The following is a 15,985-nucleotide window of genomic DNA, read 5'->3' as shown; positions in this document are numbered from 1 at the left end:
AGCGGTGGGGGCGCCCGCGGGATGCAGGCGCCGCCGGGGCGATGCAATCAGAAGGTCGAGGTCAGCGACAGGTAGAAGGCGCGCCCCGGTTCGTTGAAGGTGTTCGCCCCGGTGCTGGAGTCGGTGCGCAGCACCGTCTTGTCGAACAGGTTCGTCACCCCGGCCGAGACCCGCGCCGTCTCGGTCAGGTCCCAGGTCGCGCCCAGGTTGACCAGCGTATAGGGATCGCGCCCGTTGGCCTGGTCGAACTCGGCATTCGTGATCGCGCTCATCGTCGCCGCGTCGATCCTGCCGTAATGTGTCGCCGCCAGCGTCACCGTCACCGAATCCGAGGCGAACCAGTCCAGCGAGGCGTTGACCGTGTAGTCCGGCACCAGGCTCAGCGGCTCGCCATTGTCCTTTTCGGACTTGATCATCTTGGTGAAATTGGCGTTGAAGGCGAAACGCGCGCCCAGATCGGTCGAGAAGTTGCCCTCGAGCCCCGAGATGACCGCCTTGCCCTGGTTCTCCCAGCGGAACAGCCGGCCGTCGTCGCTGTTGTCGTTATACTGCACGAAGCCCGAGCCGATGCGGTTTTCATAATCGTTGTGGAAATAGGTCAGGCTGGCTTCGACGCCGTTCGATCCGGCATAGGCAACGCCGATTTCCTTGTTCAGGCTTTTCTCGGCCTCCAGGTCCGGGTTGCCCAGGACATAGCAGGGGCCGGACAGCCGCACGCCGTCCACATAGGGGCAGCCATGGCCGCGCGTGATGTAGACGTAGTTCGGATTGAGCTGGAACAGGTTCGGCACCTTGAAGGCGCGCGCGACGCCGACCTTCATGCTCCATGCCTCGTTGAACCGCCAGGTGGCGTTCAGGCTGGGCGACCAGTTCGAGCCGAAATTGTCGTTGTAGTCGAAGCGCAGGCCCGGGGTCAGGGTCAGCTGTTCGTTCCATTCGATATTGGCCTCGGCATACAGGCCGATGGTGTTCTGTTCGGTCCTGGGATCGCGGTCGGCCGCATCTTCGGGCACGCCGGTGCCGCCGCCCACCTCTGGCGGCAGGGTGTTGGTGGTCGAGACCGCATCGTCCATGAACTCGCCGCGGTATTCGGCGCCCAGCGTCAGCCGGCTGGCCTTGCCGCCCAGGCTCATCGGCAGGATCCATTCGCTTTTGGCCGAGACGGTATCCAGGTCGATGGTGCGGTATTCGTAGGCGTCTTCCTCGCCATCGCCATCGCTGTCGATGCAAGGGGTGTAATTATCCTCGACCGAGCCGGCATTGCCGCTGCACAGCCGGGTGTTGCCGGTGTTTTCCCACTGGATGTAGCTGTGCGATTCCCCGAAATCGTATTCGCCGCGATGGGTCAGCGAGACGGCGCGGCGATACATGCGGCTGGTCTCGCTGCCCAGCAACTCGGCCATGTCCTCGTCCACCGCGCCGTTGCGGGTATCGCCGGCATAATCATTGCCCTGGCGCGAGAAATCCATCTGGACATCAAGGTGGTGGCCGGGGGCGAGGTTCCAGCTCAGCAACGCGCCCAGATCCTTGTTGGTCACGCCCTCGCTGCCCGCCAGCGGCGGCAGCGCCTCGCCGGTCTCGGGATCGGTGCGCGGCGGGTTCAGGTCGGCGGCGTCGGCCTCGGTGCGGTTGTAATTGCCGAACAGGCGGAAGGTCAGCGTCTCGCCGACCGGGCCGGCCAGCATGAAATTGGCGCGGTTGGTGCTGCCTTCCTTGCTGTTTTCCGGGACGGTCGCATGCATCGACACCTGGCCGGTGAAGGTTTCGGGGCGTTTGGTGATGATGTTGACCACCCCGCCCGAGGCGCCCGAGCCATAACGCGCCGCCGCCGGGCCGCGGATCACCTCGATCCGCTCGATCATCTCGGCCGGCACCCAATTCGAATCGCCGCGGGTGTCGCGCTCACCGCCGCGGCTCATCTTTACGGCGTTGCGGGACATGACCGGCTTGCCGTCGATCAGGATCAGGGTGTTTTCCGGCCCCATGCCGCGAATGTCGATCTGGCGCTGGTTGCCGCGCTGGCCGGTCGCCGTGGCGCCGGTCAGGTTCACGCCGGGCATCTTGCGCACGATCTCGGAGACGTCGTTGCGCACCGGGGTCTTTTCCAGGTCCTCGGCGGTCACGGTCGAGGTGCCAAGCGCCTGCTTGCCCTGTTCCTCGGCCGAGATCACCACCGTGTCGAGGATGATCGTGTCGTCCGTGCCGGTCCTGGTCTCCTGCGCCAGAACGGACCCGGCGGGAACCGGCAGTGACATCAGCAGACAGAGTGCGGTGCCCGTGGCCGGGCGCGGGAAAAGCGTCGCCATCGCTTGCTCCTGTGGGAAAGGATTGGGGATGGCTGGCTGGGCGCGGGCTGGCCCGCTTCAAGCATTTGTGAGCGCGGGCATCAATCCGGCCCCGGGGTTTTTTTGTCGCGAAATGTCGCAAACCCGCAAGCCGGCGCCGGCGGAAAGGGTTCAGGTCGGGCCGCGGGCGCCCAGCCGGGTCAGGGCGCGGTCGAGTGCCGCGGCATCGTCGCCCAATTCGGCCAGCAGCTCGGCCTGGAAACCCGCGGCAATCTGGCCCAGGCGGGCCATCAGCGCCCGGCCCTCGTCCGTCAACTCCAGCACCACCAGCCGGCGGTCGGTTTCATTGCCGGATTTGCGGACCAGCCCCGCTTCCTGCAGGCGCGTCGCCGCGCGGCTGACCATCGACTTGTCCAGGTTGACCCGGGCATGGATGTCGCGGACGCTGACCGCGCCGGAATGGTCCAGATGCGCCAGCACCCGCCATTCGGGAACGGTCAGGCCGGCCTCGGCCGCGTAAAGCGCGGCGAAGCGGCGGCTGACCTGGGTCGCCGCGACATTCAGCCGATAGGGCAGAAATCCGTCCAGATCGAATGACATGGTGCCTCCTGGGCGGCAGGACAGCAGAAATTCATTGCGGCTGCAACAAGATCCGGCAGCTTGACACCGTTGCGTTTGCAACGGTATAATCATTGCAAATGCAATGAGATTGCGCAGGGAGGACCGATGACCCAGCACGACCTGCCGCGCGGGATGGTCCGCGCCGCCGGCCCCGCCGGCCCGCATGAGGGCTACATGCCCGGCTTCGGCAACGATTTCGAGACCGAGGCGCTGCCCGGCGCCCTGCCGCAGGGCCAGAACAGCCCGCAGAAATGCGCATATGGGCTTTACGCCGAACAGCTTTCCGGCACCGCCTTCACCGCGCCGCGCGGCCAGAACGAGCGGACCTGGTGCTATCGCATCCGGCCGTCGGTGCAGCACACCGGGCGGTTTGCGCCGCTCGGATTGCCCTATTGGAAGACCGCGCCGAACCTGCGCGACGACATCGTCAGCCTGGGCCAGTATCGCTGGGATCCGATCCCGGTGCCGGACGAGGAGCTGACCTGGATCACCGGCATGCGGACCATGACCACCGCCGGCGACGTGAACATCCAGGTCGGCATGGCCAGCCATGTCTATCTGGTGACGCGCTCGATGCAGGACGAATATTTCTTCTCGGCCGACAGCGAATTGCTGGTGGTGCCGCAGGAGGGTCGGCTGCGCTTCTGTACCGAACTGGGCGTCATCGACCTGGAGCCGAAGGAGATCGCCATCCTGCCGCGCGGCCTCGTCTATCGCGTCGAGGTGCTGGAAGGCCCCTGCCGCGGCTTCGTCTGCGAAAACTATGGCCAGAAGTTCGACCTGCCGAACCGCGGCCCCATCGGCGCCAATTGCCTGGCCAACCCGCGCGACTTCAAATGCCCGGTCGCGGCCTTCGAGGATCGCGAGACACGCTCGCGCGTGGTGATCAAGTGGTGCGGCCGGTTCCATGACACCTGGATCGACCATTCGCCGCTGGACGTGGTGGCCTGGCATGGCAATTACTGCCCGTACAAATACGATCTGCGCAGCTATGCGCCGGTGGGCGCGATCCTGTTCGACCATCCCGATCCGTCGATCTTCACCGTGCTGACCGCACCCTCGGGGCAGGAGGGGACGGCGAATATCGATTTCGTGCTGTTCCGCGAGCGCTGGCTGGTGGCCGAGCACAGCTTTCGCCCGCCCTGGTATCACAAGAACATCATGTCCGAACTGATGGGCAATATCTACGGCATCTACGACGCCAAGCCGCAGGGCTTCGCGCCGGGCGGCATCAGCCTGCACAACTGCATGTTGCCGCACGGCCCCGACCGCGACGCCTTCGAGACCGCGAGCAATGCCGCGCTGAAACCCGAGAAGCTGGACCACACCATGAGCTTCATGTTCGAAACCCGCTTTCCCCAGCACCTGACCGATTTCGCCGCCCGCGAGGCGCCGATGCAGCGGGACTATGGCGAGGTCTGGGATCGGCTGGAGAAGAGGTTCGACGGCACGCCCGGGACGAAATGACGCGTCCCAAGGCGGGGTGCGTCTGCCCCCCGGCGCCTGCCCGCCCCCTCGGGGGCAGGCAGGCGCTCCCCCCCGAGGGTATTTCTGAAACGGAGAAAGGCATGGCTTTGCTGCGGTCCCGGGTCGAAAGCGCCAATGATGCGGATGGCCCGTTCCCCCTGAACAACCTGCCCTATGGGGTGTTTTCCGTGGCGGGCGATGCGCCGCGCTGCGGGGTGGCCATCGGCGACATGGTCCTTGACTTGGCCGCCTGCGAGGCGCGCGGGCTGATCGATGCCGGCGGTACCTTCGGGGAACCGCAGCTGAACGGCTTCATGGCGCTTGGCCGGGCGCGCTGGGACGCGGTGCGGGCGCGGCTGACGGCGTTGCTGGCCGAAGGAACCGAAGGAGAGCTGCCGCTGGTGGCGATGGCGGAGGCCCGGCTGCACCTGCCGATCAGGGTGGCCGAGTTCACCGATTTCTATGCCTCGAAGAACCATGCTTTCAATGTCGGTGCGCTGTTCCGCGGGACGGAGCATGCCTTGCCGCCGCAATGGACGCATATGCCCATCGGCTATAATGGCCGGGCCTCGTCGGTGGTGGTCTCGGGCACGCCGATCCGGCGGCCGATGGGACAGGTGCGGGGCGAGGCCGGGCCGGAATGGGTGCCCTGCCGACGGCTGGACCTGGAACTGGAGCTGGGCGCCGTCGTTGGCGCCGACAGCCGCATGGGCGAACGGCTGGGGGTCGAGGCGGCCGAGGCGATGATCTTCGGCTATGTGCTGCTGAATGACTGGTCGGCGCGCGACGTGCAGGCCTGGGAATACCAGCCGCTGGGCCCGTTCCAGTCCAAGGCGCTTGGCACCACCATCGGCGCCTGGGTGGTGACGCAGGCGGCGCTGGAACCGTTCCGCTGCGCGGGCGCCGAGCGGGTGAACCCGCTGTTGCCCTATCTGCAGGAAGCGCGGCCGGGGCTTTACGACCTCGAGATCGGCTGGACGCTGAACGGCCAGGTCATGGGCCGGACCAATTACAACGTCATGTATTATTCCAGCGCCCAGCAGCTGGCGCATCACAGCAGCTCTGGCTGCCCGATGCGGGTTGGCGACCTGTTGGGCTCGGGCACCATCAGCGGTCCGGCGCGCGAACAGACCGGGGCGCTGCTGGAGATGACCGCGGGCGGCAAGCTGCCGGTCATGGTGAAGGGCACGCCGCGCACCTTCCTTGAGGATGGCGACGAGGTCGGGCTGTTCGCGCAGGCCCAGGGCGAGGGTTATCGCATCGGCCTCGGTCCCTGCACCGGACGGATCCTGCCCGCCCGGGCATGAGCGCCGCGCCGCATGGCTGGCTATCCCTGCCGGCCGCGGCTCCCGCTGGGGGCCGAAGGCTGGACTTTGAGCGGAGGCGTCCGGCCACTTGCCGTGCAGCGCCGCCATCGCCGCAGCCCGCGCGAGCGGCGTTCATGGTCGCCGATCCGGATACGGCCCCCGCCCGCCTCATGGTCGGGCAGAGAAAGCCCGCGCGGGCAGGTCGGGCTTGGCGAAACCCATTGCGCAAGATATTGAGCGATGCTATGTCTTCCTGGAAGAATCAGGGGGCCTGCATGACCAGCAATACCGATCTTATCGCCCGCAAGAGCGCCGCTGTGGCGCAGGGGGTCGCGACGCGCGGCATCTTTGCCACCCGTGCCGAAAATGCCGAGCTGTGGGATGCCGATGGGCGCCGCTTCATCGACTTCGCCGCCGGCATCGCGGTGAACAATACCGGCCATCGCCATCCGCGGATCATGGCCGCCGTCGCCCGCCAGGCCGAGTCCTTTACCCATACCTGTTTCCATGTCGCGCCCTATGAAGGGTATGTCCGGCTGGCCGAGCGGCTGAATGCCGCGACGCCGGGCGATTTCGCCAAGAAGACCATGCTGGTCACCACTGGCGCCGAGGCGGTGGAGAATGCGGTGAAGATGGCGCGGGCCCATACCGGCCGTTCGGGCATCATCGCCTTTTCCGGCGCCTTCCACGGCCGCACGCTGCTGGGCATGGCCCTGACCGGCAAGGTCGCGCCCTATAAGAAGGGCTTCGGCGCCATGCCGGCCGAGATCTTGCATGCGCCCTTCCCGAACGCCTTCCATGGCATATCCGAGGCGGATGCCGTTCAGCATATTGAGCGATTGTTTGCCTCGTCCGTCGATCCCGAGCGCATCGCGGCGATGATCATCGAGCCGGTGCAGGGCGAGGGCGGCTTCAATATCGCCCCTGCCGGTTTCCTGCGTGCCTTGCGCGCGATCTGCGACCGGCACGGTATCGTGCTGATCGGCGACGAGGTGCAGGCCGGCATGGCGCGCACCGGCCGCATGTTCGGCTTCCAGCATTCCGGCGTGGTGCCCGACCTGGTGACCATGGCCAAGGGGCTGGCCGGCGGCTTCCCGCTTTCGGCCGTCACCGGCCGGGCCGAGATCGTCGATGCGGCGCCTCCGGGCGGGATCGGCGGCACCTATGCCGGCAACCCGCTGGCCGTGGCCGCCGCCCATGCGGTGCTGGACGTGATCGGGGAGGAGGGGCTTTGCGAACGCGCCGCCGACATCGGCGAGACGATCCGCGCCCGCCTGGCCGCCATCGCGGCGCGGCAGGGCATGGAATGCATCGGCGATGTGCGCGGCCTGGGCGCCATGAACGCCTTCGAGCTGGTGACGGACCGGGCCAGCAATGCGCCCGACGCGGCCCTGACCGCTGCCATCGTGGCCGAGGCCGAGACACGCGGGCTGATCCTGCTGTCCTGCGGCACCCGCTACAACGTCATCCGCCTGCTGCCGCCGCTGACCATCCCGCAGGCACAGCTGGAGGAGGCGCTGGACATCCTGGAAGCCGCGATCGAGGCCGCCGCCATGCGCCGCGCCGCCGCCTGATCCCGGTCAGCGTCCGGTCAGTTCGCGCAGGAAGCCGGCGCGGTCGAAATCCGGCGCCGGCACCGGGCCGAACAGCGCCGCGTCCAGACGCGCAATCGCGGTCGGGCGCGGCTGGCGGCCCGCCTGGCTCTCGGCCCGGACATAATCCTCGGCCGCGCGGCGCAGGGCGAACAGGTCGTCGCCGCGCGCCGCGGCACGCAGCGCCGGCAGGGCGCGGTTGGGCCTCAGCCGGTGCCAGAGGCGCTGCAGGCCCCGGACCGGCCTGAAGCCGCGATCCCGCAGCAGCAGCGCCAGACCGGCCAGGCAGCCCGCGGCCAGGGCGGCCAGCGCCTGCCAGGCCAGGCCCCTGGGCACCATCGCCGCGCCGCCCAGATTTTCGGACTGCTTGCCATAGCCGAAGGGAATCGGCCGGGTGATGTCGCCGCGCATCTCGCGCTTGTTGGCGTCGAACCAGGAAAACCGCATCGACGGCAGCGTGCCCTGTTCGCCGGTGATCGGCCGCAGGTGCCATTCCCATTGCACGAAGGCGACCGGGCCGCGCTCGGTCAGCCGGGTCTCGCGGCGTTCGGGGGCGGTGAAGCTGATCAGCCAGCGCTCGCGCAGCTCGGGGCGCGGCGGCAGCAGATGGGCCATGGTGCCCTCGGCGGTCAGGGTGATGCGGCGCAGGATGGTCTGGTCGTCGCTGATCCGGGCCGGGTCGCCCGACAGCTCGTCGGTGACCTTCAGGCTGCGCGTCACCAGCGGCGTGCCGGGCGCCGGATAGGGCTGCACGTCGATCGAGACGGGGGGTGCGATCACCTCGGCCGGCAGGCGGGCATTGCCCTCGGCCTTGGTCAGGTGATGGCTGACCGGGCCAATCTCCAGACTGCCCGGGCGGCGGGCGAACACCGCCACATGGCGTTGGAAGATGCGGCGGGACCGGCCCTCGACCCGTTCGTCGCGCCATTCGTCGGGGCCGAGCTGGATCCAGTCGTAACCGGCGGAATCGGGAAAGGTCATCTCCTCGAGCGCGATCCAGCCGGTATATTCGCCGCGGATGGTGACCGGGATCATCTCGCCCACCACCGGCTGCATCTTGGGCAGGATCAGGCGCAGGCTGTCCTGCGCCGCCGCCGGCAGTGCCAGCAGCAGAAGCGCCCACAGGGGGACCAGGAATAAGGGCGGGCGTCTTACCATGGCTCGCCCTCGGCCGGGCGGATCAGGCCCAGGGCGGCGCGGCGGTCGTATTCCGCCTTCAGCCGCAGCTTCAGGAATTCGCCCGGATCGTCGGGGATGGTGGCCAGCCAGGCGTCGCTGGCGGCGATGCCCCTTGCATCGACGTCCCGCTTCCAGTGGATGGCAAGGATGCCGGCGGTGGTGGCCGCGGTCTCCTCGCCCGGGCCGAGGCCGCCGGCCCCGGCGATGCGGCCGGGCGCGATGCTGTCGCCGGTTTCGGGCGGCACCATGGCGGCGACCAGGTCGCGGTTGCGCCGCGCCTCGGCATCGGCGGGGTTCGAGAACAGCACGGCGTCGAAATAGGCCTGCGACAACAGGTAATCGCCGGTCGCCGCCAGACTCAGGCCGCGATTGTAGGTCTGGGTCCGGCCCGCATCGGCAAAGGCCGCATCGGCCGCCGCGTAATCGCCGGCACGATACAGAGCCACGCCCCGCTCCGCCGGGTCGGAGAGCAGCGGCGCGGCCAGCCGCGGCAGGCCGGCCGCCAGCGCCAGCCGCCCCAGCGCCAGCGGCCCCGCCAGCGCCAGGCAGCCAAGTGCCAGGGCCAGGATCAGCCACGGCTTCATGACTGCCTCCGGAAGCGGATGAGCAGCGGCAGCAGTGCCAGCGCCGCGACCAGCGGCCCGAGATCGCGGTAGCGCAGCCCCGCCAGCATCGGATCGGTGGCCAGACCCGAGCGGCCCAGCCCGGCAATGACCGTTTGCGGCGTGGTGGCGGGGGCCAGCCCTTCAAGGGCAAGCCCGCGCAGCCCCGCCTCGTCCAGGCCGCGTTCGCCCCGCAGCGTCAATGCCCAAAGGCCGATGCCAGAGGCGCGCAGCCGTTCCGCCTCGGCCAGCGCCGCAGGGTCGCCCGCCCCGCCGCCATCCGAGACCAGCACCAGGTCGGCGCGTTCCGTCCCGGCCAGCATCTGCCCGGCCAGCGCCATGGCGGCGGCGGGGTTGCTGCCCTTGTCGGGCAGGGTCTGGGGGTCCAGCACCGCGATCAGGCTTTCCAGCACCTGCGGATCGGTGGTCGGCGCGGCGGCGGCATAGGCCTCGCGCGCATAGAGGATCAACCCGACCGGCCGGCCGGCAAGCCCGGCGATCAGCTGCGCGGCGGCGGCCTGCGCGTCCTTCAACCCCTGCGCCTGCGCGCCCCCGGCGACCGAGGCCGACAGGTCCAGCGCCAGCAGCACCGCATCGCTTTGCGCAAAGACCGGCGCGTCGTCGCGCGGCAGCGCCGGGCCCGACAGGCCCAGCACCAGCGCCGCCGCGCCGGCCAGCGGCAGCATCCGCGCCAGCCGCCCGCCCGCGTCCAGCCAGCCAAGCGCCGCCAATCCCGCCAGCATCGGCGCCGGCAGCACCGTCTGCCAGCCGCCGGCCTCGGGCCCGCGCCGCCACAGCCAGGCGGCGACCAGCGCAAGCAGCGGCAGTGCCGCCAGCCACCAGGGGCGCAGCAGGATCATGGCCGCCCCCTGCCGCCGGGCCCTGCGCCGGTCCACACGCCCCTGCCGGCCATGGCCAGCAGCGCCGCCAGCGCCAGCAGGGCAGGCCAGATCCACAGCGATTGCCAGTAGCGCAGCGGCGGGCGGTCCGAGGGGTTGGGCTCCAGCGCGTCCAGCGTCGCGGCCATCCGGGCCAGGTCCGTCATGCCGCGCACGCGGAAGCTGGTGCCGCCGGCGGCCTCGGCGACTTCGCGCAGGGTGCGGGCATCCACGGCGTCGCGGGCTTTGGGCCGGGTTTCCAGATCGTCGGGGCCAAGCGCGATGGTGTGGATGCGGATGCCGTGCCGTGCCGCCAGCCGCGCCGCATCCACCGCGCCCACTTGCCCCGAGGTGTCGATGCCGTCCGACAGCAGCACCACGATCCGCGTCGGCGCGCGGCTTTGCGCCAGCCGCCGCAGGGCCAGGCCCAGCCCGTCCGAGATCGCGGTGGCTTTGCCGGAAATGCCGATCTGCGCCTCGTCGATGGCCTGGGCCACGGCGGCGACGTCGAAGGTGATCGGCTGGGCGAAATAGGCGCGCTCGCCGAAGATCACCAGCCCGATCCGGTCGCCCTTGCGGGCCGCGACAAAGCGCGAGGCCACGCGCTTGACCGCATCAAGGCGCGAGATCGGCTGGCCGTCCAGCGCGAAATCCTGCTTGGCCATGCTGCCCGACAGATCCAGCGCTAGCACGATATCGCGGCCCGAGGCGGGCAGCATCGGGCTTTGCCGACTGATGCCCGGCCCGGCCAGTGCCACCACCAGCGCCACCCAGGCCAGCACCGCCAGCACCAGGCCCGAGCGGCCGGCGCTTCGGTCGCTGACGCTGGCGAAGACATGGCCCGGCACCCGCAATCCACCCCGTGCGCCCAGCGGTGGCAGCAGCCGGACCAGCAGCGGCAGCGGCAGCAACAGCAGCGCCAAGGGAAAGGCCAGGGTCATCGGACCCGTCCGCGGCGCAGGGCGATGCGCTCGATCTCGGCCTCGTCGGGGGCGGCAGCGGCGCCGTAGGCGGCGGGGCGCAGCGGTTCGGGCAGCCGGCCCAGGATGCGGGCGATGGCCAGCAGCCGGTCCTGCGGGGGCATGCCGCGGGTGGCGCGGATGCGGGCCCGGCGCGAGACGCGGCGCACCAGCAGCGGCGAAAGCAGGGCGGCGAGCAGCAGCGCCAGCAGCAGCCCCAGCCCGAACAGGGCGAGGAATTCGCGCCAGCCGGGGTTCAGCAGGGTCGCCGGCAGCCGGCTGGGGGCCAGGACGGCGATCAGCTCATCCTGCGTCATCGGGCGGGACCAGATGCGGGCTGGCGCCGAGCTGCCGCAGATGCGCCAGCAGCGGTTGCGGGTCGAAGGGCGCCAGCCGGCCGAAGCGGCTGGCCGCGCCATCGCTGACCGCCAGCGCCGGGCGCGGCGGCGCGGTTTCCAGCGGGTCAAGCAGCAGGTGGATCTCGACCCGGCGGCCTTGCGCCAGACGGGTCAGCGCCGCCTCGGTGCCGAGAAGGCCATCCGGGCCGGTCGCCAGGTGCACGCGCCCGCCGGCCGGGACCAGCCGCAGGGCGCGGGCGAGCACCGGCGCCAGCGGGGTCGGATCATGGCCCGCCGCCGTCCGCAGCAGCGCGGCATCGTGGCAGCGCGCCAGCAGCCCGGCCACGGCCTGCATCTGTGCGCTGCCGGTCGCCGGGGCCAGGCTGGCCGGCGCCTCGTCCCCCGCGACCAGCAGGCCCAGCGAGCCGCCGCGGGCGACGGCACGCCAGCCCAGCACCGCCAGGTGCCGCGCGGCGCGGACCGAGCGCAGCGCCGCGCCGGTGCCCCACAGCATCGGCCGGCGGAAATCGGCGATCAACAGGGTGCTGTCGTCGCGATCCTCGTGAAAGCTGCGGACATGCAGATGGCCGGTGCGGGCGGTGGCGGCCGGGTCGATGCGGCGCGGGTCGTCGCCGTCGGCGAAGGCGCGGATCTCGCGCAGGTCCATGCCCTGGCCGGCGATGCGGGCCGGGATGGCGCCGGGCCGGCGGCTGGCCGGGCGCGGCCGCGCCGTGCGGGCCGGCGGGCGCAGCGCCATCAGTTCGGCCGCGGTCAGCCGCAGGCCGGTCCGGTCCAGCGCCGCCGCCATCGCTACCACGGCCGCACCGCCTGAAGGACGTCGGCGATCAGGCTGCGGCCCGAGCGCCCCTCGGCCAGCGCCTGCCAGTTCGGGATCAGGCGATGGGCCAGCGCGTCCTCGGCCAGCGCCTCGGCATCCTCGGGCAGGCCGTGGTCGCGGCCGTCGAGCCAGGCCCGCGCCCGCACCGCCGCCGCGAGCGCCAGCGTGCCGCGGGGCGAGACCGGATGTTCGACCCATTCCGCCACCGCCCCGCCCGGCCGCGTCGCCATCACCAGCCGCACGATGTAATCCTTGAGCGCCGGGGCCAGGTGCACGCGGGCCACCGCCTCGCGCGCGGCGTGGATCTGGCCGGTGCCGACCGGCGGCGCCGGCGCGGCGGGGGGCCGGATCGCCTCGGCCTCGACCAGGTCGAGGATGCCGCGCTCGGTCTCGGCGTCGGGCAGGTCCAGCGCCAGGTGCAGCAGGAAACGGTCCATCTGCGCCTCGGGCAGCGGAAAGGTGCCCTCGTGCTCGATCGGGTTCTGGGTGGCGACGACCATGAACGGGTCGGGCAGCGCCCGGGTCACGCCGCCGGTGGTCACCTGGCTTTCGGCCATGGCCTCCAGCAGCGCCGACTGCACCTTGGGGGGTGCGCGGTTGATCTCGTCCACCAGCACCAGCGTGTGGAAGATCGGTCCCGGCACGAAATCGAACCGGCCGCTGTCGGCGCGGAACACCTGCGTCCCCGTCAGGTCCGAGGGCAGCAGGTCGGGCGTGCACTGGATGCGCGCATGGCTGTCCGGCAGATGCGCGGCCAGCCGCTTGACGGCGCGGGTCTTGGCGATGCCGGGCGGGCCCTCCAGCAGCACATGCCCGCCGGCCAGCAGGGCGATCACCAGCCGCTCGGCCATGCGCTCGTGTCCGACCAGGCCGCTGGCGACATCTGCGGCAAGGCGGGTGACCGGGCCCGCCCCGACGGGGTCTAGCTGAGACATTTTTCTTCTCCCTGCGGGAAGTTTCACCCGAGGCCGGTGGCGTTTTCCAAGCAATTCTTCTTGGTATCAGACGAATGGGTGAAGCCGGGCCGCCGGCCGCGGGACTCGTCCGACGGGCGTGGGATGGGTTAGACTGGTCGCGCAGCAGTCGAAGGGAGGACGCCATGACAGCGCTTGAAGCGACGGCGGAGCTGGAAACGCATGAGGTGCTGAACCAGCCCGCGCCGCCCGGCGACCGCGACCTGTGGCAGGACGATCCGGCGTTGCGCGCCGCCCTGGCCGGCAGCGGCGCGGCGCAGGCCGGGCTGGCCGGCTACGGTGCCGCCCTAGGCCGGGCCGAGCTGCGCGAGGCAGCGCGCGACGCGAACCGCAATCCGCCGGAACTGCGGCTGTTCGACAGCGGCGGCCGGCGGCTGGACGAGTTGCGCTTTCATCCCGCCTATCACCGCTTCTTGCGGCTTTCGACCGCCGCCGGCTATCACGCTGTTGCCTGGGAGGGCGGCCCCGCCGGCCATCTGGCCCATGCGGCCATGGTCTATCTGGCCAGCCAGGTCGAGCCGGGGCATTGCTGCCCGCTGACCATGACCCATGCGGCCGTCCCGGTGATCTCGGGCGCCGCGCTGCCGGGCGAGTGGCGCGCTGGACTGCTGTCGCGCCAATACGATCCCTCGGTCCGGCCGATGGCGCAGAAGGCCGGGCTGACGCTGGGCATGGCGATGACGGAAAAGCAGGGCGGCTCGGACGTGCGCGCCAACACCACGCGGGCCGAGCGCGACGGCGAGGCCTGGCGGCTGACCGGGCACAAGTGGTTCTGCTCGGCGCCGATGTCGGACGGTTTCCTGACGCTGGCGCAGACCGGGGGCGGGCTGACCTGCTTCCTGATGCCGCGCTGGCTGGAGGGCGGCCGCAACGGCATCCGTATCCAGCGCCTCAAGGACAAGCTCGGCAACCGCTCGAACGCCTCGGCCGAGATCGAATATCACCGCGCACTGGCCTGGCAGGTGGGCGAGGAGGGCTGCGGCATCCGCACCATCGTCGAGATGGTGCATCACACCCGGCTCGACACCGCCATGGCGCCGGTCGGGCTGATGCGGGCGGCGCTGCGCGAGGCCGGGCACTGGACCGCGCAGCGCAGCGCCTTCCAGCGCCGGCTGATCGACCAGCCGCTGATGCGCGCCGTGCTGGCCGACCTGGCGCTGGACTGGCAGGGCAGCCTGGCGCTTGGCCTGTCGGTGGCGCGGGCCTTCGACGGCGCGGACGAGGCGGACCGCGCCTTTGCCCGCATCGGCGTGGCGCTGGCGAAATACCTGGCCAACAAGCTTTGCCCGCTGGTGGTGGTCGAGGCGATGGAGGTGCTGGGCGGCACGGGCTATATCGAAGACACGTCCCTGCCGATGCTCTATCGCGAGGCGCCGCTGAACGGCATCTGGGAGGGGGCGGGGAACGTGATCTGCCTCGACGCGCTGCGGACGCTGGCGCGCGAGCCGCTGGCTGCCGAGGTGCTGAACGCGCGGCTGGATGCCGCGGCCGGCCTGGACCGGGCCTATGACGCCGCGCTGGCGGCGCACCGGGCGCGCTGGAGCCGGGGCGTGGCCGAGGCCGAGGCGCGCTGGTTCGCCGAGCGCAGCGCCCTGCTGCTGGCAGCCGCCGCCCTGCTGCAATCCGGCCCCGGCCCGGTTGCCGAGGCTTTCGTGGCCACCCGGCTGACGGCTGAGCGCGGCCGGCTGTCCGGCGCGATCCCCGCCGAGCTTGCCGAAAGCGTGCTTGCCGGCGGCCTGCCCTTGGGCGAATGACCGCCGTTCCCGGGGCTCTGCGCCGCGCCTCACATCCGCGTTATGGAACATCTGGGCCCTGCGGTGGTTGGAAGAACCTCAACCGGACAAGCAGAGGAGGTTCCCAATGGACCATGCCACGCATACCCGTCTGAACGAAACCGAGTTGACCGAGGCCACGCTGACCGGGGCCACCATCTATGGCCCGGAGGACGAAAGGATCGGCCATGTCTCGCATGTCCACGGCGCCGGAAACACAGCGACGGTGGTGATCGACGTCGGCGGTTTCCTCGGCATCGGCTCGAAGCCGGTTTCCGTCCCGGCAACCGAGCTGGACTTCATGCGCGACGCCAGCAACAGCGTCCACGCCGTCTCGCGCTGGACCAAGGACGAGCTGAAGGAAATGCCGGAACATCGCCACTGATCCGGCGCGGCTGGCCGCCAGTCGGACCGGCCGCCCCGGCAAAACAGGAGGATTCGCCATGGGCGCGAAATTCGACCCGAAAGCGGAAAACGAAAGGTTCAATGTCCAGCAAAGGGCGCAGCAGGAAAAGATGGGCAATGCCGATCCGGTGCTGAACCCCAAGCAGATGCAGCGCTCGAACGAGCCGAATGCCGGCGGCCAGAACCGCGAGGCGGGCGACCGCAAGGCCCGGCAGAACGACCGTGCAACCAATGGCGGCGAGTGACCTTCCGCAAGGAACGGCCGCTTCCGCCGGTCTTCGGAGGATGATGACATGCCTGCCAAGTCCAAGGCGCAGCAAAAGGCCGCCGGCGCGGCGCTGTCCGCCAAGCGCGGCGAGACCAGCAAGAGCGAGCTGCACGAATCATCGAAGCAGATGTATGAATCGATGACCGAGAAGGAGCTCGAGGAGCTTGCCAGCACCAAGCGCAAGGGCAAGCCCGAGCACAAACACTGACACGAACCAACCGGAACGGATGCGGGCGGGGGCACCAACCCCCGCCCTTTCTGCTAGTAATTCCCCGGCGGGTCGCTGGCGGGGAAGGATTCGTCGCCCTGTTCGTCCACCATGTCCCAGTCTCGGGGCGGGTCCTCCATCTCGCGCCGGCCGGCGGTGCGCACCCGTGGCGGGCCGGCCGGCTCGCGACGGGGCGTCATCGCCAGGTCGCAAAACCCCTTGAGCACGAAGCCCGCCGCAAGGCCGCAGAAGAAGGCCAGTTGCCGGTTGTTCATGATCGGCTCCTTTCCTT

17 protein-coding genes are annotated in these 15,985 nt (G+C 70.3%); 7 read left to right on the top strand and 10 right to left on the bottom strand.

Features of this window, described 5'->3' with window-relative positions; translation table 11 throughout:
- Positions 1-47: 47 nt before the first annotated feature.
- The gene (locus NBE95_RS17515; protein ID WP_289896317.1) at positions 48-2,306 is read right to left on the bottom strand and encodes a FepA family TonB-dependent siderophore receptor; all 2,259 of its coding nucleotides are present in this window, start codon (positions 2,304-2,306) and stop codon (positions 48-50) included.
- A 150-nt stretch (positions 2,307-2,456) separates the two neighbouring features.
- Positions 2,457-2,885: a MarR family winged helix-turn-helix transcriptional regulator gene (locus tag NBE95_RS17510; protein ID WP_289896316.1), complete on the bottom strand. Its 429-nt coding sequence runs from the start codon at positions 2,883-2,885 to the stop codon at positions 2,457-2,459.
- A 126-nt stretch (positions 2,886-3,011) separates the two neighbouring features.
- Here NBE95_RS17510 and hmgA point away from each other — a divergent pair, with 126 nt between their 5' ends.
- The 3 genes from hmgA (at position 3,012) to gabT (ending at position 7,254) form a co-directional block, all read left to right on the top strand.
- Entirely contained in the window at positions 3,012-4,373 is a 1,362-nt protein-coding gene (hmgA, locus tag NBE95_RS17505) for a homogentisate 1,2-dioxygenase (RefSeq protein ID WP_289896315.1), read from the top strand.
- Positions 4,374-4,474: 101 nt separating this feature from the next.
- Positions 4,475-5,680 carry a fumarylacetoacetase gene (gene fahA, locus NBE95_RS17500; RefSeq protein ID WP_289896314.1) on the top strand — a complete coding sequence of 402 codons (1,206 nt, stop codon included), beginning with the start codon at positions 4,475-4,477 and terminating at the stop codon, positions 5,678-5,680.
- A gap of 275 nt (positions 5,681-5,955) precedes the next feature.
- Complete coding sequence (gabT, locus tag NBE95_RS17495; RefSeq protein WP_289896313.1) at positions 5,956-7,254, top strand: 4-aminobutyrate--2-oxoglutarate transaminase; 1,299 nt, start codon at positions 5,956-5,958, stop codon at positions 7,252-7,254.
- Between the two features lie 6 nt (positions 7,255-7,260).
- Here gabT and NBE95_RS17490 read toward each other — a convergent pair whose 3' ends face one another.
- Genes NBE95_RS17490 through NBE95_RS17460 form a run of 7 tightly spaced genes read right to left on the bottom strand, consistent with a single transcriptional unit; the run spans position 7,261 to position 13,001 of the window.
- Positions 7,261-8,430 (bottom strand): hypothetical protein, encoded by a 1,170-nt coding sequence (locus NBE95_RS17490; RefSeq protein ID WP_289896312.1) that lies wholly within the window; start codon positions 8,428-8,430, stop codon positions 7,261-7,263.
- Positions 8,424-9,035, bottom strand: coding sequence for a hypothetical protein (locus tag NBE95_RS17485; protein ID WP_289896311.1), 612 nt, complete (start codon positions 9,033-9,035; stop codon positions 8,424-8,426). The genes NBE95_RS17490 and NBE95_RS17485 overlap by 7 nt, the downstream gene beginning before the upstream one ends.
- Complete coding sequence (locus NBE95_RS17480) at positions 9,032-9,913, bottom strand: VWA domain-containing protein (RefSeq protein ID WP_289896310.1); 882 nt, start codon at positions 9,911-9,913, stop codon at positions 9,032-9,034. Before NBE95_RS17480 ends, NBE95_RS17485 begins: the two co-directional genes overlap by 4 nt.
- Positions 9,910-10,872 carry a VWA domain-containing protein gene (locus NBE95_RS17475; protein WP_289896309.1) on the bottom strand — a complete coding sequence of 321 codons (963 nt, stop codon included), beginning with the start codon at positions 10,870-10,872 and terminating at the stop codon, positions 9,910-9,912. Before NBE95_RS17475 ends, NBE95_RS17480 begins: the two co-directional genes overlap by 4 nt.
- Positions 10,869-11,207, bottom strand: coding sequence for a hypothetical protein (locus tag NBE95_RS17470; RefSeq protein ID WP_289896308.1), 339 nt, complete (start codon positions 11,205-11,207; stop codon positions 10,869-10,871). The genes NBE95_RS17475 and NBE95_RS17470 overlap by 4 nt, the downstream gene beginning before the upstream one ends.
- On the bottom strand, positions 11,194-12,036 hold the full coding sequence (locus NBE95_RS17465; RefSeq protein ID WP_289896539.1) for a DUF58 domain-containing protein: 843 nt from the start codon (positions 12,034-12,036) through the stop codon (positions 11,194-11,196). Before NBE95_RS17465 ends, NBE95_RS17470 begins: the two co-directional genes overlap by 14 nt.
- Positions 12,037-12,038: 2 nt before the next feature.
- On the bottom strand, positions 12,039-13,001 hold the full coding sequence (locus NBE95_RS17460; RefSeq protein ID WP_289896307.1) for an AAA family ATPase: 963 nt from the start codon (positions 12,999-13,001) through the stop codon (positions 12,039-12,041).
- 164 nt (positions 13,002-13,165) lie between these two features.
- Between NBE95_RS17460 and NBE95_RS17455 the strand changes: the two genes are divergently transcribed.
- From NBE95_RS17455 to NBE95_RS17440, 4 genes are all read left to right on the top strand, one after another.
- Positions 13,166-14,794 carry an acyl-CoA dehydrogenase family protein gene (locus tag NBE95_RS17455; RefSeq protein WP_289896306.1) on the top strand — a complete coding sequence of 543 codons (1,629 nt, stop codon included), beginning with the start codon at positions 13,166-13,168 and terminating at the stop codon, positions 14,792-14,794.
- Positions 14,795-14,900: 106 nt separating this feature from the next.
- The gene (locus tag NBE95_RS17450; protein ID WP_019353472.1) at positions 14,901-15,197 is read left to right on the top strand and encodes a PRC-barrel domain-containing protein; all 297 of its coding nucleotides are present in this window, start codon (positions 14,901-14,903) and stop codon (positions 15,195-15,197) included.
- A 58-nt stretch (positions 15,198-15,255) separates the two neighbouring features.
- A complete protein-coding gene (locus NBE95_RS17445) occupies positions 15,256-15,462 on the top strand; it encodes a hypothetical protein (RefSeq protein ID WP_289896305.1) in 207 nt (68 codons plus the stop codon).
- Between the two features lie 48 nt (positions 15,463-15,510).
- A complete protein-coding gene (locus tag NBE95_RS17440) occupies positions 15,511-15,693 on the top strand; it encodes a DUF3008 family protein (protein WP_289896304.1) in 183 nt (60 codons plus the stop codon).
- A gap of 53 nt (positions 15,694-15,746) precedes the next feature.
- On the opposite strand, the gene NBE95_RS17435 is transcribed toward NBE95_RS17440, so the two are convergent.
- Positions 15,747-15,968, bottom strand: a complete 222-nt coding sequence (locus tag NBE95_RS17435) for a hypothetical protein (protein WP_289896303.1) — start codon at positions 15,966-15,968, stop codon at positions 15,747-15,749.
- Between the last annotated feature and the right edge of the window lie 17 nt (positions 15,969-15,985).

The sequence above is a fragment of the Paracoccus sp. TOH genome (genome assembly GCF_030388245.1).
Lineage (GTDB): Bacteria > Pseudomonadota > Alphaproteobacteria > Rhodobacterales > Rhodobacteraceae > Paracoccus > Paracoccus simplex.
This window is presented reverse-complemented; position numbering and strand designations above follow the sequence as displayed.

Excerpts from the sequence above, each read along its gene's own strand:
- hmgA (WP_289896315.1), top strand. The coding sequence starts at position 3,012 with ATGACCCAGCACGACCTGCCGCGCGGGATGGTCCGCGCCGCCGGCCCC.
- NBE95_RS17455 (WP_289896306.1), top strand. The coding sequence starts at position 13,166 with ATGACAGCGCTTGAAGCGACGGCGGAGCTGGAAACGCATGAGGTGCTG.
- NBE95_RS17480 (WP_289896310.1), bottom strand. The coding sequence starts at position 9,913 with ATGATCCTGCTGCGCCCCTGGTGGCTGGCGGCACTGCCGCTGCTTGCG.
- NBE95_RS17485 (WP_289896311.1), bottom strand. The coding sequence starts at position 9,035 with ATGAAGCCGTGGCTGATCCTGGCCCTGGCACTTGGCTGCCTGGCGCTG.
- fahA (WP_289896314.1), top strand. The coding sequence starts at position 4,475 with ATGGCTTTGCTGCGGTCCCGGGTCGAAAGCGCCAATGATGCGGATGGC.
- NBE95_RS17440 (WP_289896304.1), top strand. The coding sequence starts at position 15,511 with ATGCCTGCCAAGTCCAAGGCGCAGCAAAAGGCCGCCGGCGCGGCGCTG.
- NBE95_RS17470 (WP_289896308.1), bottom strand. The coding sequence starts at position 11,207 with ATGACGCAGGATGAGCTGATCGCCGTCCTGGCCCCCAGCCGGCTGCCG.
- NBE95_RS17510 (WP_289896316.1), bottom strand. The coding sequence starts at position 2,885 with ATGTCATTCGATCTGGACGGATTTCTGCCCTATCGGCTGAATGTCGCG.
- NBE95_RS17445 (WP_289896305.1), top strand. The coding sequence starts at position 15,256 with ATGGGCGCGAAATTCGACCCGAAAGCGGAAAACGAAAGGTTCAATGTC.
- NBE95_RS17460 (WP_289896307.1), bottom strand. The coding sequence starts at position 13,001 with ATGTCTCAGCTAGACCCCGTCGGGGCGGGCCCGGTCACCCGCCTTGCC.
- NBE95_RS17490 (WP_289896312.1), bottom strand. The coding sequence starts at position 8,430 with ATGGTAAGACGCCCGCCCTTATTCCTGGTCCCCCTGTGGGCGCTTCTG.
- NBE95_RS17450 (WP_019353472.1), top strand. The coding sequence starts at position 14,901 with ATGGACCATGCCACGCATACCCGTCTGAACGAAACCGAGTTGACCGAG.
- gabT (WP_289896313.1), top strand. The coding sequence starts at position 5,956 with ATGACCAGCAATACCGATCTTATCGCCCGCAAGAGCGCCGCTGTGGCG.
- NBE95_RS17465 (WP_289896539.1), bottom strand. The coding sequence starts at position 12,036 with ATGGCGGCGGCGCTGGACCGGACCGGCCTGCGGCTGACCGCGGCCGAA.
- NBE95_RS17435 (WP_289896303.1), bottom strand. The coding sequence starts at position 15,968 with ATGAACAACCGGCAACTGGCCTTCTTCTGCGGCCTTGCGGCGGGCTTC.
- NBE95_RS17515 (WP_289896317.1), bottom strand. The coding sequence starts at position 2,306 with ATGGCGACGCTTTTCCCGCGCCCGGCCACGGGCACCGCACTCTGTCTG.
- NBE95_RS17475 (WP_289896309.1), bottom strand. The coding sequence starts at position 10,872 with ATGACCCTGGCCTTTCCCTTGGCGCTGCTGTTGCTGCCGCTGCCGCTG.